The 13,485-nt window shown below is 58.4% G+C and carries 16 protein-coding genes and 1 tRNA gene; 5 read left to right on the top strand and 12 right to left on the bottom strand.

Going from position 1 to position 13,485, the window contains the following annotated elements; translation table 11 throughout:
- The 4 genes from ACLQMU_RS02440 to ACLQMU_RS02455 all read left to right on the top strand — a co-directional run.
- A partial coding sequence (locus tag ACLQMU_RS02440) for a hypothetical protein (protein WP_443673521.1) occupies window positions 1–255 on the top strand: 255 nt, incomplete at its 5' end.
- Complete coding sequence (locus ACLQMU_RS02445) at window positions 252–617, top strand: DUF6876 family protein (RefSeq protein ID WP_422185651.1); 366 nt, start codon at window positions 252–254, stop codon at window positions 615–617. The genes ACLQMU_RS02440 and ACLQMU_RS02445, both read left to right, overlap by 4 nt.
- Window positions 618–1,684: 1,067 nt before the next feature.
- Window positions 1,685–1,757: transfer RNA gene (locus ACLQMU_RS02450), tRNA-Gln, on the top strand.
- A 58-nt stretch (window positions 1,758–1,815) separates the two neighbouring features.
- Window positions 1,816–2,637 (top strand): potassium channel family protein, encoded by an 822-nt coding sequence (locus ACLQMU_RS02455; protein ID WP_424039055.1) that lies wholly within the window; start codon window positions 1,816–1,818, stop codon window positions 2,635–2,637.
- Window positions 2,638–2,754: 117 nt separating this feature from the next.
- Here the strand turns inward: ACLQMU_RS02455 and sucD are convergent, their stop codons facing one another.
- From sucD to ACLQMU_RS02515, 12 genes are all read right to left on the bottom strand, one after another.
- Window positions 2,755–3,633 carry a succinate--CoA ligase subunit alpha gene (gene sucD, locus ACLQMU_RS02460; RefSeq protein WP_424039057.1) on the bottom strand — a complete coding sequence of 293 codons (879 nt, stop codon included), beginning with the start codon at window positions 3,631–3,633 and terminating at the stop codon, window positions 2,755–2,757.
- Window positions 3,630–4,715: a succinate--CoA ligase subunit beta gene (locus ACLQMU_RS02465; protein ID WP_424039059.1), complete on the bottom strand. Its 1,086-nt coding sequence runs from the start codon at window positions 4,713–4,715 to the stop codon at window positions 3,630–3,632. The genes sucD and ACLQMU_RS02465 overlap by 4 nt, the downstream gene beginning before the upstream one ends.
- The gene (locus ACLQMU_RS02470; protein WP_424039060.1) at window positions 4,712–5,251 is read right to left on the bottom strand and encodes a 2-oxoacid:acceptor oxidoreductase family protein; all 540 of its coding nucleotides are present in this window, start codon (window positions 5,249–5,251) and stop codon (window positions 4,712–4,714) included. The genes ACLQMU_RS02465 and ACLQMU_RS02470 overlap by 4 nt, the downstream gene beginning before the upstream one ends.
- Window positions 5,248–6,051, bottom strand: a complete 804-nt coding sequence (locus ACLQMU_RS02475) for a thiamine pyrophosphate-dependent enzyme (protein WP_424039061.1) — start codon at window positions 6,049–6,051, stop codon at window positions 5,248–5,250. Before ACLQMU_RS02475 ends, ACLQMU_RS02470 begins: the two co-directional genes overlap by 4 nt.
- Window positions 6,048–7,151 (bottom strand): 2-oxoacid:acceptor oxidoreductase subunit alpha, encoded by a 1,104-nt coding sequence (locus ACLQMU_RS02480; protein WP_424039062.1) that lies wholly within the window; start codon window positions 7,149–7,151, stop codon window positions 6,048–6,050. The genes ACLQMU_RS02475 and ACLQMU_RS02480 overlap by 4 nt, the downstream gene beginning before the upstream one ends.
- Entirely contained in the window at window positions 7,148–7,420 is a 273-nt protein-coding gene (locus tag ACLQMU_RS02485) for a 4Fe-4S dicluster domain-containing protein (RefSeq protein ID WP_422148359.1), read from the bottom strand. Before ACLQMU_RS02485 ends, ACLQMU_RS02480 begins: the two co-directional genes overlap by 4 nt.
- Before the next feature lie 49 nt (window positions 7,421–7,469).
- Complete coding sequence (locus ACLQMU_RS02490; RefSeq protein WP_422148358.1) at window positions 7,470–8,033, bottom strand: FumA C-terminus/TtdB family hydratase beta subunit; 564 nt, start codon at window positions 8,031–8,033, stop codon at window positions 7,470–7,472.
- On the bottom strand, window positions 8,030–8,866 hold the full coding sequence (locus tag ACLQMU_RS02495; protein ID WP_422148357.1) for a fumarate hydratase: 837 nt from the start codon (window positions 8,864–8,866) through the stop codon (window positions 8,030–8,032). The genes ACLQMU_RS02490 and ACLQMU_RS02495 overlap by 4 nt, the downstream gene beginning before the upstream one ends.
- Before the next feature lie 203 nt (window positions 8,867–9,069).
- Window positions 9,070–9,822: a 50S ribosomal protein L16 gene (locus tag ACLQMU_RS02500; RefSeq protein ID WP_422148356.1), complete on the bottom strand. Its 753-nt coding sequence runs from the start codon at window positions 9,820–9,822 to the stop codon at window positions 9,070–9,072.
- A 122-nt stretch (window positions 9,823–9,944) separates the two neighbouring features.
- Window positions 9,945–10,706 (bottom strand): ABC transporter ATP-binding protein, encoded by a 762-nt coding sequence (locus tag ACLQMU_RS02505; RefSeq protein ID WP_422148355.1) that lies wholly within the window; start codon window positions 10,704–10,706, stop codon window positions 9,945–9,947.
- The gene (locus tag ACLQMU_RS02510; protein ID WP_422148354.1) at window positions 10,703–11,464 is read right to left on the bottom strand and encodes an ABC transporter permease; all 762 of its coding nucleotides are present in this window, start codon (window positions 11,462–11,464) and stop codon (window positions 10,703–10,705) included. Before ACLQMU_RS02510 ends, ACLQMU_RS02505 begins: the two co-directional genes overlap by 4 nt.
- Window positions 11,465–11,495: 31 nt before the next feature.
- Window positions 11,496–12,734, bottom strand: a complete 1,239-nt coding sequence (locus ACLQMU_RS02515; protein ID WP_424039063.1) for an ABC transporter substrate-binding protein — start codon at window positions 12,732–12,734, stop codon at window positions 11,496–11,498.
- A gap of 211 nt (window positions 12,735–12,945) precedes the next feature.
- Between ACLQMU_RS02515 and ACLQMU_RS02520 the strand changes: the two genes are divergently transcribed.
- Window positions 12,946–13,479 carry a helix-turn-helix domain-containing protein gene (locus ACLQMU_RS02520; RefSeq protein WP_424039064.1) on the top strand — a complete coding sequence of 178 codons (534 nt, stop codon included), beginning with the start codon at window positions 12,946–12,948 and terminating at the stop codon, window positions 13,477–13,479.
- The last annotated feature ends 6 nt before the right edge of the window (window positions 13,480–13,485 follow it).

Below are 13,485 nucleotides of genomic sequence, written 5' to 3' on the forward strand. Positions count from 1 at the left end.
ATCAAGGTTCTCGAAGAACTCGAACGCATCGAGGTTGCAACATCTACTATAGAGCGCCGGGCATTCATGCTGGAGGCCGATGCACAGGACCTCCGCTTGAGACATGATGAAATTGTTAACTCGTGGAAGCTACGGGCGGAGAGGGAGGGCCTCGAAAATTTGATCGCAGAACGCCAGCGTCTTGAGATGCATGCATGGGTCTGCGATCCGCTGCCGTGCAGGGTTCCCGCTGAAGCCCCGGGGCGGTCATCATGATCGCAGCTGAGGATCTCAAATCCTCCCTCTCTCATTTTACCGGGACAACCCGGTACATCCGCGATCCTTTTACCGGTTTGACGCACACCGATGGAATCGAGCACCTGGCTGAACGAGCGGGAGCACAGTGGTTGATCTCCGATATCGGCGTTGTCTTTCGCCTTCATCCAAATGTCAAAGGGATACCGTTTCAGCTCTGGACCCTGACGGTCACCGAGGAGAATACGGCGATCCTGACCTGTCGCGAGGATTGCGATATGCCGGTGATCTATGAACAGAGATACGAGTACACCGATTTTCCGGTCGGGACCTGGAAGATGTATCTTATCGACGGCGTGCTCATGGTCCCCTCCGAGTACTGAGGGGACGATATGATCAGCCCGCGGGAATACCGGGAGTACCGGAAAAAACGTCTCTCCATTTTTGGAATGGCAAAGAGCCTGTGGTGGTGGCTGCACCGGACAAAGAAAAGGATTCAGTTACGGTTCAGGTAAAAGGTGGCCCGGACAGGGACACCATGACGCCAATCAAAGAGCCCTGCCGGGTTGGTAATGTATCGACGCCCGGCATTATCTTTCTTGGCAAACGGTTGGGCCCACCCCGAAGACTCGAACGACGGGCCCGCACGCGGTCCCGTAACCGGCTCGCCTTCTCCCTCCCCCGGCCATACGCTCGTGTGCCTGTCCTGTTGGGCTGCCCTGATCATACCTGGCCCGCCCGATGCTCACGCGACACGGCGATGGTCGCCGTGTTCCGGCTCGCATCCTCCCACCCGGACAACTTCCTGGCCCCGATAGGGGCTCTCTCGTATAAGACTGACCGCCCACGGGCGGGAGGAGCACGTTCCGAAGGGCGGCGAACGTGGGGATGCTTGTCCATCCCCGGAAGAGAGCCGAGTGCGGGAGGTGGGCTCCTGGCCGCAGTGGCCCGAACGAGCGCCGCGACGGGGTGCGAAGGTAACGAGACGCATCAGCGGCGAGTCCGAGCCCCTGTGCGTCGTGCGAGTGAGTCACCGAGCGTTACGCCTGCGCCCGATCAACAGCGACGAGCATTCCGCGACGCGGTACGCGAGGAGCGGGCCGGACAGCCGCTAGCGCAGGAGCATCGCGACAAGCCAGGGGCGTCATCCTATTAGCAATCAACCGAAGTAAAACAGCGAAGTGATGTGAAGCGAGCCGGAGTCTCAGCGAGGACGAGCGAACATGACTGAGCGTCTTCATCTCGCTCGATCAGCTGAGGGGGATCGCCGCCCCGCTCCGCATGCTTCGTGCACCTTCGGCGCACTCGCACCCGCTCCGCGGACCGGCTCCCTCGGCATATCGTTGTTTCCTCTCTCCTGATGTTGATTTTAATATCTCATGCGCGAAATGGAATAAGACAAGTTTTCTTTACGGAAATTTGCCGAATGTATTCAACCAAGACATGACCCACCCCCGTAGTGTAGCGGTCAATCATGCAGGACTTTGGATCCGGCGACACCAGTTCGAATCTGGTCGGGGGTATCCCCATCTCTATAAAAGGAGAATTCATTTTTATATCTGCGCATGCATACCACCGTGCGTGATCAACACCATCTCTTTCCGCCTGCGTCTCTATCTCTCCATTCTCATAGTGGTGGTCATTGCCGGTATTGCCGGGATGATGGCTTTTGAAAACCGCACCCCCCTTGACGCGTTCTATTTTGTCGTGGTGACCATTTCGACGGTGGGCTTTGGGGATATTCACCCGGTTACTGCGGCGGGCAAACTGCTCACAATTGGTATCATCCTCGTCGGGGTCGGCTGTTTTGTTGGCCTTGCCGCCTCCACTCTTGACCTGATGATCGAAAACCGGGAGAGGGCTATGAGGCTGCGCAACCTCAACATGATCGTCGGCGTCTTTTTCTCCGAAGTGGGAAACCGCCTGCTCCGGTGTTTCTCCGGACATGATCCGAATGTTAACCAGGTACGATCCGCACTGCTGGTTTCGGATCAGTGGTCAGATGAAGATTTTACCCGGGCACTTACATCGCTTAAGGCACACAGTACGGTCATAGACAGCAGGACTATCAGCCTGCCCGATTTCAAACGGTTCCTCCGGGCGCGCAACAGCTTCCTGCTCAGGCTCTTTGAGAACCCCCAGATTATCGAACACGAAGGGTTCACACCGCTCCTCCATGCTGTTTTTCACCTATCTGAAGAGCTCGCGGCACGAGATCAGCTCACCGATCTTCCGGCATCCGATTATGCCCATCTCTCGGGAGATATAAACCGGGTCTACGGGCTGCTGATCCTTGAATGGCTGACGTACATGCGCCACTTAAAGACGCATTACCCGTACCTGTTCTCCCTTGCCATGCGGACAAACCCGTTCGATGCGCATGCTTCTGCAATCGTGCGGTGATGTATCAGGCTCCGCCATTCATATCCTTTTTTGGGACTTCGGGGTCCAAAGTCGCAGGTAATAACTCTCTGTTTAACGTGCAGAGTCGGAAAAAAGATGAGTTGTAGTGCCGTGCTATCAGCATCCGCACCGGAAGAGATCCCGGACCATCTCCGGGATCTCCGAGACGCGGGAGGCTACCGGCACGCCGTGCTTTTTAAGGCGGGCGATCTTGGATTTCGCATCGCCCTCGCCGCCTTCAACGATCGCACCCGCATGTCCCATCCGTTTGTCCGGCGGGGCAGAGACACCAGCAATGTAGGAGACGATCGGGAGGGTGGTGGATGTTGCACCCTCTTCTTCCAGGTTCCCTCCGACCTCACCGATCAGGACGACCGCTTTGGTCTGGGAATCCTTTTCAAACCGTTCCAGCACGTCCACAAACGTCTGCCCGATGACCGGGTCGCCGCCAATACCGACCACAGTGCTCTGGCCGATGCCGGCGCGGGTAAGCTCGTCCACAACCTCATAGGTAAGCGTGCCGCTCCGCGAGATGACCCCCACGTTGCCCCGGGAAAAGAGGGCAGCCGGCATGATCCCCATCTTCACCCCGCCGGGCGAGAGGAGCCCGGGACAGTTGGGGCCAATGACGGCACAGCCCTGCATCTTGGCGTAGGCGAGAGCTTTCATCGTGTCATGCACCGGGATATACTCCGAGATCGCAACTACCAGTCCGAGCCCGGCATCTGCTGCCTCCATGATGGAGTCTGCCGCTGCACCATGCGGGACAAAGACCACTGCCGCCGCCGCGTCCTGTTCTTTAAGCGCCTCCTTTACGGTATTATAAACCGGGATACCGTGGACGGTCTGCCCTCTCTTCTTTGGCGTAACCCCGGCAACAACGCCGCGACCGCCCAACTGCCGGGCATACTCGTTCATCAGGCCGATGTGGTATTCGCCCTGCTTTCCCGTGGCACCGGTCACGATGATGCCGGTCTTCTTGTCCCCATAGATCATCCGGTCACCTCCACGGCTTTTTTGACGACATGGTCCATAGTATCGAGCATCTCGTACCCTTTTTCGGAGAGGAGCCTCCGGCCCTCCTCGGCATTTGTCCCGGCGATCCGCACGATCACCGGCACAGGTGCACCTGCAGCGATGATCCCCCGCGCCACTTCGTCGCAGCGGGTGATGCCGCCCAGCAGGTTCACCACGATGACTTTGACTGAAGGGACCCCGGCGACAAGGCGTACCGCATGCATTACCCTTTCGCTGTCTGCCCCGCCGCCGACATCCAGGAAATCCGCGGCCCTGCCACCGTAATATTCGATCAGATCGAGCGTTGCCATCGTCAGCCCTGCCCCGTTTCCTATTACCCCGATGCTGCCGTCCATCTCCACGAACGAGAAGCCGTGTTTCTCTGCCTCCCGCTCGCGATCGGTCAGATCCCGGTTGACAGCAATGCCCTGCCGGTCGAGGCAGTTGTCATCGATGATCAGCTTCGCATCGGCCGCGTACACCCCGTCCGGCGTGGTGACAAGGGGATTGATCTCGGCTAGGAGGGCATCTTTTTTGCAGAAGACATGGTACAGCTGGTTCACCGTCTTCTGGATTTCGCCCGGTGCATTACCGCAGAGTTCACGAAGGAGGAACCCGGGCACATCGGAAAGAAGGGGACTAAAACTGACCGAGCGGATCGCATCTTTCTTCGCGTGGGCGGTTTCCTCGATGTCAACCCCTCCGGCTTCGGCAAAGAGGATTACCGGTTGTTTTTTTGTCCGGTCGATCGTGATACTCACGTAGTATTCGTGCTGGATTGCAAGGCGTTCTTCGATCAGGATCCGTTGCACCGGTACGCCCTTGATGGTAGAGTTGAAGAGTTTCCGGGCGGTCTCGATGACGGTTGTATGATCGGCCATCAGCACCCCACCGGCCTTCCCTCTGCCCCCGACATCCACCTGTGCTTTGATGACAACGTTTTCGGGCCATGTCGAGGAGGGAGTGCATATTTCCTCGTATTTACTGGCAAGGATACCTTTTGGTATCCTGATCCCTTCCTGTGCAAAGAACTGTTTTGCCTCGTATTCCAGCAGCTTCATGACGATTTCTTCCCTCCTGCAAGGGCAATCCCCAGTTCCATGGCTTTGGTGTTGAGTGCCTCCGTGCCTTTGGGAACAGAATCGAGAATGGCCTTCTTGAGCGCTTCTTCGCTCACCACATGCGTATATCCGACAAGTGCCCCGAGCGTCACGATATTTGCGACAATATCCCGGCCAAGCGTTTGTTTCGCCTCCGCAGTTGCCGGGATCTCATAAAATGTGCAGCCAGGACGCGAGTGGACGAGAGAGGAATCAAGAATCATGACGGCATCGGGTCGGGCCGCTGCGCCGTACTTCTCGAAGCCTTCCTGCGACATGATCGCAAAGATATCGGGATTTGCGACCTTGGGGTACAGGATCTCCTCATCGTCGATGATCACGGCGCTCATGGACGCCCCGCCCCGGGCCTCGGGCCCGTAGACCTGCGTCTGCACCGCGAACTTATGGTCGTACATCACGGCCGCCCGACCGAGGATGACCGCGGAGAGGATGATCCCCTGCCCGCCGAAACCGGAGAACCTGACCTCGCGCCTCATGGTTTTGCCTCCACGGGCGCGAGTCCCATCGCGGGCCGGTTGCGCCGCATCAGCTCACCGACAATATACATATCTTCCGGGATCGCCTCGCCATGCTCGAGCATCCGGTCCCGCTTTGCCTTTAAAAGCGAGTGTGCCCTGAGATACTCGATCTGGTCGGCCACCTGCCGGAACTTGTTCCGGCGCCCGAAGTTTGTCGGGCACTGGACCAGCGCTTCGATAAAGGAGAACCCGGGGGTTTCAAGACCTGCTTTTACTGCCCGTTCGAGTTCCTTTACATGATACGAGGTCCAGCGAGAGACATAGTTTGCCCCTGCGGCAATCGCGAGCTCCGAGAGGTCGAAGGGCGGTTCAGCGCTCCCGTACGGGGTGGTAGTCGAGAGATACCCGCGGGGCGTGGTCGGGCTGCCCTGCCCTCCGGTCATGCCATAGATCTGGTTGTTCATGCAGACCACCGTGAGATCGATGTTCCGGCGGCAGGCATGGATAAAGTGGTTCCCACCGATGGCCGCAAGGTCACCATCCCCGGTAAAGACAATGACGTGGAGATTCGGGTTTGCCATCTTGACACCGGTTGCAAAAGCGAGTGCCCTCCCATGGGTCGTGTGGAGCGAATCGGTAACGATATAGCCCGGGGCCCGTGAAGAGCAGCCGATCCCTGAGACAAAGACGGTATCCTCTTTCATCCACCCCATGGAATCCACGGCGGCAAGCGTGCAGTTGATGATCGTGCCGTTCCCGCAGCCGGCGCAGTAAATGTGGGGCAGCCGGTCCTGCCGGAACCAGTCCTCGAAGCTCATATCGACGCCTCCCAGATGCTGGAGAGTTCTGCCGGTGTATGCAGGTCCCCGCCAAGTTTTGGGACAGAAACCACCGGCAAGCACGTGTGACGCTCGATCTCCCGGGCAATCTGGCCTAGGTTGAGCTCGGGCACGATAAACCTCCTTGCATTTTTAAAGAGCGCCAGTGCATGGGAGGGGAACGGCCAGACTGTACGGATCCGCAAAAAACCGATCTTCTCCTCCGGGTGATCATGGATTACCTGCTGGACGGTGCGGACAGGAGCGCCGTACGCGATGAAGACCTGCTCCGCATCGGGATTGATTATATCGAAATCCGCAAGCTCTTCTGTCGCCGATTCGATCTTGTCCACAAGTCTCTTCACCAGTGTCGCGTGGAGGCCGGGATTTGTTGCGCACGGGTACCCCCTCTCGTCATGGGTGAGCCCGGTTACATGCGTCCCGAACCCATTCCCGAACTCAGGAAACCCGGGAATGAGGCCTGAAGTCGGCCTGAATGGAGGAGTGCCGGGGATGTAGGCCGGCCGGCCGGAATGCTCCACGGTATCCGGCACGATAATGCGTTCCCGCATATGCCCGATCACCTCATCGGCCATTAAAAAGACCGGCACCCGGTACCGGTCGGCGAGGTTGAATGCCTTTGCCGTGAGGTTGTACATCTCCTGCACGCTTGCCGGGCAGAGTGCGATAATCGCATAATCGCCATGCGACCCGAACCGGCACTGCATCATGTCACCCTGTGCAGCCATCGTGGGCTGGCCGGTGGAAGGACCGCCCCGCTGTATGTTCACGATCACGCAGGGAGTTTCGGTCATCGCCGCGTACCCGATATTTTCCATCATCAGGGAGAATCCCGGACCACTTGTCGCGGTCATCGCCCGGGCGCCGGTCCAGGCTGCACCAATAACCGAGGCGATGCTCGCGAGCTCGTCCTCCATCTGGATGAAGACCCCGCCTTTTTTCGGCAGTTTTACTGCCATATGCTCGGCGATCTCAGTTGAGGGGGTGATCGGATACCCCCCGAAGAACCGGCATCCTGCCGCAAGTGCCCCCTCTGAGGACGCGATATTTCCCTGCCAGAATTCAAGTCTCGACGTCAATATTCAATCGCCACCTTGTGGGGTTCGTACGGCTCTTCCTCCACCCAGTGGATCGCCTGGTCGGGACAAGTGAGCTGGCAGACGCCGCAGAGCTGCCTGCCATAGAGATGGCGGAGCCTGCAGTTGGTGCAGCGCTCCGGCCGGTCGAGTTCCGGTACAACGATCCCCCGCCGGTTGGGGTATTTTCCCTCTTTGAAGATCCGGTACGGGCAGACCTTTGTACAGAGGTTGCAGCCCTTGCACCGGGTCTCGTCTATGGCGAGTTTCATCTGGATCTGTCCTATGTATGTTGATGGTGGGGTGAAAAAAATCTATGCGTTACGTGCACTCCTGTCTCTGCCCCGGCCCAGCGGCACGGTGTGCATGTTCCCGCACGGCCCCGAAAAGATCGTTTCCCAGCGCATCGATCCCGACGACGAGAGGGAGCCGGTCCAGCTCGATTACCCAGACCGCTTCTGCCATACCAAGGTCCGGGAAGTGGACGCCTTTGAGCGTCATGTGCGAGGCGGCAAGCGCTGCACAGCCACCGGTGAAGGCAAAGTAAACACCCCTTCCTCGCAGCTGCTCCCGCACGGTGGCATCCATCCCGCCTTTCCCAATCAGCCCCCGGACCCCCCGGTCGAGCAGGAATCCGGAGAGGGTGTTCATACGGGCCGAGGTGGTCGGCCCTGCGGCCACGATCCTGTTGTCCTTTATCACCGGGCCGCAATGGTAGATTACGGCACCTTTCGGGTCAAACGGGATGCCCTCATTTCTCATGCGGAGATGGGCCTCGTCCCGGGCAGTGTAGACAAGGCCGGAGAGCTCGACCCGGTCACCCGCATGGAGTGCAAGAATTTCGTCTCCAAGGGGTGTTTTGAGCTGAACTGCCGCTTTATTCACCACTCCACCTCCACCGTTGCATGCCGGTTTGCCCAGCACTGTACGTTCACGGCGACAGGTAACGATGCGGTGTGGCAGGCTGCAATCTTTACCTTGACCGCGAGCGCCGTGGTCTTCCCGCCCAGCCCCATCGGGCCGATCCCAAGCCGGTTCACTGCATCGCAGAGTTTCTGTTCGAACGCGTCCATACGGTCGATGGGCTGGAGCAGTGCCTCCTTTGCGAGCGCCGGGGCGGAATCGAACGTCCCTCCGATCCCGACCCCCAGCACCACCGGCGGGCAGGGCCGTCCTTCGGCAGCAAGCATCGTCCCGACCACGACCTCCCCGATCATCTCAACCTGCGAGGGGAGAAGCATCACCACCCGTGATACATTCTCCGCCCCGGCACCCTTGGGCAGCACGGTCACCGCAAACCGCTCCCCGGGCCGTACATGGACTGCAGGCATCCCGGTACCGGTATTGTCTCCCGAGTTGTGCCGGGTGAGGGGATCGACGACATTGGGGCGCAGCGGGACCTCCTCGGTTGCCCGGCGGATCCCTTCGGCAACAGCATCAAAAAGGACCGGGGAAAACGGCACATGCGGGGGCAGCGTGAGATAAACAACCGGAACCCCGGTATCCTGGCAGAGGGGCACGCCCAGGCGTTCGGCTGCCTCAATGTTCCTCGTTATATTTTCATATTCGCCCGCAGCCACGGTATCTGTCTCGGAGGCGCGGGCATGTGCAATCGACTGTTTTACATCAGCGGGCAGGTAAATGACCGCCTCCCGCATGGCCCTGCACGTTGCTGCTGCCAGTGCTTTCCGCAGGGCTTCCGCCTCTCTTTGCTGCATTCATCAATAATTAAGCGGCAGGATTGTTATATACTGTGCGACTGGTGGAAGAGATGAGCGTGCCGGTATCCGGGGAATCCCTTGGGAAAACCGCGTAACCTGAAGGTCGTCTGAGAAGATCGCTCAATCAGATGAACTGGCAGGCTGCCGGACAATCCCGCATTCCAGAGCCAAAAAAAGAAAGAAAAGACCGGGGGATCCGGTTATTTCTTGTCCTTGCCACCCTTTGCCGGGGCAGCCTTTCCGCCCTTTGCAGCCTCTGCACCCTTTGCAGCCGGTTCTGCCTTGGCGGGTTCAGCACCCTTGTGTGCACCACCCTTGTGGTCTGCACCCTTTGCAGCCTCTGCACCCTTCGCCGCAGGTTCTGCTGCTGCCTCTTCAGTTTCTGCCTTGACCGGCGCTGCAATCTTATCGCCGGCAATCTTGGGTGCCGCGACGATCCTGCCGCTGACCTTGATCGTGTGGACTTTGAGATGAGACGGGGTCGGGAGCTTGTGGGCCCCGTTCCTCATCGCTGCCTTGATCTTGTCCAGGTACTGGGCCGTGGAAAAGACCGTGAAGATGATCTGGCCGGCTTCGACACGGGCCGCAGTCCCGACGGCCTTGCCAAACGCGAGGCGCATCCCTTCGGATACACGGTCTGCCCCGGCGCCGGTTGCCTGCTTGTTTTCCCGAAGCACATGGTGCGGGAAGACACGGACCTTGAAATGGAAGTTCGTCCTGCCGACATCCTTCAAGAGCTTCCTGTTGATCGAGATACGGGACGCCTCGAGGGCGCTGTGCCGGATCTGGCAGGTCTCCTCAACGATCAGGTCAATCTCGGTCGGGAATTCCTGTGAGAGGTTTCCCATCTCAAACTGTACAATCTTGTTGCCGGGAACCCCACCCATGTATTCGCGCCGCGTATAGGCCTTCTTTGCAAGGTTCCTGTACATCTTCCCCGGTTTTCTTACCATTGCGTTCTTCTCCTGGTGTATGAATCGTAAAAGCGGGCACAAAACCGCTGATTTGTCAGGGATTTCGTGCCGGCGCACTTCACAAACTGCTTTTATAAAATAGAGATTGAGCGTATTAAACCTTACTGGACAGGATCTGTCTCTTCCCGGATCATATCGAGCAGGTGGCGCCGGATATGGCCGAACTCTTCACCGGTACGTTCGCGGGGACGGGCGGATGGGATGGTGACGATCTCCTTGATCCTGCCCGGACGGTGCGTGAGGACGACGATGCGGTCGGCAAGGAACACAGCCTCGTCAACGCTGTGGGTCACAAAGAGGATGGTCTTTTTTGTCTTCTCCCAGATCCGGAGCAGTTCGTGCTGCATCCGGTTCCGGGTCTGGGCATCGAGCGCCCCGAACGGTTCATCCATGAGAAGGATGGACGGCTCTATTGCAAGTGCCCGTGCTACGGCCACCCGCTGCCGCATGCCCCCGGAGAGTTCATGGGGGCGCCTCTGCCCGAACCCTGTCAGGCCTACGAGGTCGAGGTACTTCTCCGCCGCATCCACGCGGTCCTGCTTCTTCATCCCCCGCAGTTCAAGGCCGAGCGCCACATTCTCCTCCACCGTCCGCCACGGGTAGAGGGAATACTCCTGGAAGATCATCGCCATTTTCGGGCTGGGGTGGGTAATCGGTATCCCATCAACAGATACCGACCCGGATGACGCAGACTCAAGGCCGGCGACGATTCGGAGCAGCGTGGTCTTGCCGCAGCCCGAGGGACCCAGGACGCAGATGAACTCCTCGTTATTGACGGAGAGCGAGATATGGGAAAGTGCATCAATCGTCTCCGCATTGTCTGAAATAAACGTCCTTGAAACGTCGTTGATGGAAAGCGTCATCGTTCCAGCCCTCTCCACCCGAACCAGCGTTTTTCCACTGCCCTGAATCCCTGGTCGATGACGAGACCGATCAGGCCGATCACGATGATGCCGGCAATGATCACGTTGATCTGCCCAAGGTTATAGGCGTACATGATCAGGTAGCCAAGGCCGGAGGTCGGGCCGGGCAGGATCTCAGCGGCGACCACGCACATCCACGAGATCCCAAAGCCGACCCGGAGGCCGGTCCAGATGGTCGGGGCAGCGCCCGGCAGGACGACCTTGGTGAGGATCTGGCGTTCTTTTGCCCCAAGCGTCGTGCTCACTTCTATCCAGGTATTCTTAACCCCCCGGACCCCGTCTATCGTGTTGAGCAGGATGGGAAATATCGCGCCGATAAAGATGATGAACACGATAGAGACAATCCCGATTTTGAACCATGCCAGCGCAAGCGGCACCCAGGCAAGGGGGGGCACCGGGCGGAGGAGCTCGATGGTTACATCAAAGAAATCGTTGAGCACGGCAAACCTGCCCATCCCGATCCCCAGCGGTATGGCGACTGCCGCAGCAAGGGCAAACCCGAGGGCTACCCGCTCGATACTGATGAGTGCGTTCTGCACCAGGCTTCCCGTGCCCAGAATATCGGAGAACGGGGAGATCAGCACAGGGATGACCGTTTCAAGTTTCGGCAGGAAAAAAGGGTTGTTGACGATAATTGCCGCGACCTCCCACCCGACGATGAGGAGGATGGGCAATACCAGTCCGAGACGCCGTGTCATTGTTCCTGATTATAATGACACGCAATCCTCATCAAACTTTCACTTCGGTGATGGCAATTCCGCTGTTCTGCAGGGCGTACCGGAGCATGACATCCTGGATGGAGCCCTTGCCCGGTGCTGCGATCACCAGCGGTTTTCCGGCATCCGAGCGCTCCTTTGCCCATGCGGCAAAACTCTGCCAGTCCTGTGCGGGTGCGCCTTTTGCGACGACAAGGCCGCTTCCCAGGTTGTCGATCGGGTACGCGATGGTGATCGGCGTGCCCATGTCAATCGCACTGATCGCCGGCGGGACACCGACATAGGACATCTGGAGCGAGTTTGTTGCCGCAAGCTGCATCAGGTTTGGCCCGGCATTTGCCGGAACAAGGTTGACGGTCGCGACTTTCTGGCCGTTCACGAGGAAGTCAGCAACATCCGGCTTTGCCTTCGTGAGGTCCTCAGGTTTGAGTGCGATGCCGTACGTGTCATTGAAGTACTGCCAGTCCTTGACTGCGACAAAGAGCGCCGAGTGATCGACTGCCATGAGGTACCCGACATTCACCGTGTTCTGCAGGGGTGCAGGGGTGGTCACGTTCTTTGCGGCAATGATGGCCGCTGCGCTTTGGTACGGCTGGAAGTTGTAGAGCACGGCATCACGGTCAGAGCTGTTCTTGACAAAACCGTTGATCGTTCCGATGCCGATGAGTGCCTGCACGAAATCCGAGGTACTGGACATCCATGAGTCCGAGGGGTCATTGGTGAACTCGATAGTTGGCAGGGCGTTATTGACTGCCGTCACCGATGAAACACTCACGTTCCCGTAGGTAAAGTTCTGTTTCCCTGCCAGCCAGTCAGCGACGATGCCGGCGGACTCCTGCGGATGGTCGTTGATGTACTGGGTTGCCGCAAGGTTGAGTGCGGAGAAGTCGTTGACGAAGTCCGGGTTCTGGGCGTAGAAGTCCTTTCGCACGACAAAGACGTTCTGCGGGTGGTTGCTCCACTCACCGACAGGCGGGAGGTCCTTGGAATAGACCGCGACCTGGCCGATATTGCTTTCCACTCCGGCTTCGACAACCGGCTGCCAGGATATATACCCGTCAACCTGGCCTGTGGCGAGTAACGAGGGCATCGGGCCGACACCGGCTGTTTCCAGGATCCCGACCGTCCCGTTCGCGGAAGGGGCTGTGGTGCTGGCTGATGGACTGGACGGCTGCGTGCAGCCGGTAGTGAACAATACAAGGATAAGGGCAAGTGCAATGCATGCGGTTGCCGCAATCTTAACCGGTTTCATGCGCACCGTGTTGAACGGGGGATAATAAAAAAGCGTATCATTCAGGCAAAGAACATATCCAATTGGGTTTAAAACAGGTTCTAAAAATTACAATTGGATAATAAATAGGTTCGTATTGTCCACATCAGGCCTGTTTTTACTTTGCCCGCAACCACCTCTTTTGGACAAAAAGAAATTATCTTGTAATAATTGGCCCTATTGTATTCTTGCTATGGCACATGTGGACCCGGTCGACCGGCTTATGCGCGCTGCGCTTACCTCAGATGAAGCGTTCGTGACGACCTTAAACGATATCCTGAAAAACGACCTGCGCATCAGCGTGCGGGACCTCGCGGAGCACTGCGGGATTGCCCGGAGCTCGCTCTATAAGATCCTGCACGGGAAGCGCTCGCCCAACCTTTCGACCCTGAGGGAGATCGTAAATGCCCTGCGCCAGTTCTACCATGTGGGCGACGAGAACTTCATCGGCCTGATCGCGGCACGGCCGGTGCTGGAAAGTGTTGAGGAACGCGTTACCGATGTAGATGGCCACCACATGCGGGTCCGGGAGTATCCCGTCCACACGATGGAGGATGCGATTGTCGCTGCGGTCCGTGCCGAACGGGAAGGGGCGATCGCGATCGTCTGCGCCCCGATCGTATCGAGCATCATCGAGCAGCTGGTCCACGTGCCGGTGGCGACAATCATCCCCCGGGAATCGGTCCAGCGGGCGATCGAGCTGGCCGCCCGGAAGGCGTGGATTTAATCGATC

Origin of the sequence: Methanoregula sp. (assembly GCF_052325125.1) — an archaeon.
Lineage (GTDB): Archaea > Halobacteriota > Methanomicrobia > Methanomicrobiales > Methanospirillaceae > Methanoregula.

Bases quoted from the DNA above. Each gene is read 5' to 3' on its own strand.
- ACLQMU_RS02445 (WP_422185651.1), top strand. From the start codon at position 252: ATGATCGCAGCTGAGGATCTCAAATCCTCCCTCTCTCATTTTACCGGG.
- sucD (WP_424039057.1), bottom strand. From the start codon at position 3,633: ATGATCTATGGGGACAAGAAGACCGGCATCATCGTGACCGGTGCCACG.
- ACLQMU_RS02465 (WP_424039059.1), bottom strand. From the start codon at position 4,715: ATGAAGCTGCTGGAATACGAGGCAAAACAGTTCTTTGCACAGGAAGGG.
- ACLQMU_RS02470 (WP_424039060.1), bottom strand. From the start codon at position 5,251: ATGAGGCGCGAGGTCAGGTTCTCCGGTTTCGGCGGGCAGGGGATCATC.
- ACLQMU_RS02475 (WP_424039061.1), bottom strand. From the start codon at position 6,051: ATGAGCTTCGAGGACTGGTTCCGGCAGGACCGGCTGCCCCACATTTAC.
- ACLQMU_RS02485 (WP_422148359.1), bottom strand. From the start codon at position 7,420: ATGAAACTCGCCATAGACGAGACCCGGTGCAAGGGCTGCAACCTCTGT.
- ACLQMU_RS02495 (WP_422148357.1), bottom strand. From the start codon at position 8,866: ATGCAGCAAAGAGAGGCGGAAGCCCTGCGGAAAGCACTGGCAGCAGCA.
- ACLQMU_RS02500 (WP_422148356.1), bottom strand. From the start codon at position 9,822: ATGGTAAGAAAACCGGGGAAGATGTACAGGAACCTTGCAAAGAAGGCC.
- ACLQMU_RS02505 (WP_422148355.1), bottom strand. From the start codon at position 10,706: ATGACGCTTTCCATCAACGACGTTTCAAGGACGTTTATTTCAGACAAT.
- ACLQMU_RS02510 (WP_422148354.1), bottom strand. From the start codon at position 11,464: ATGACACGGCGTCTCGGACTGGTATTGCCCATCCTCCTCATCGTCGGG.
- ACLQMU_RS02515 (WP_424039063.1), bottom strand. From the start codon at position 12,734: ATGAAACCGGTTAAGATTGCGGCAACCGCATGCATTGCACTTGCCCTT.
- ACLQMU_RS02520 (WP_424039064.1), top strand. From the start codon at position 12,946: ATGGCACATGTGGACCCGGTCGACCGGCTTATGCGCGCTGCGCTTACC.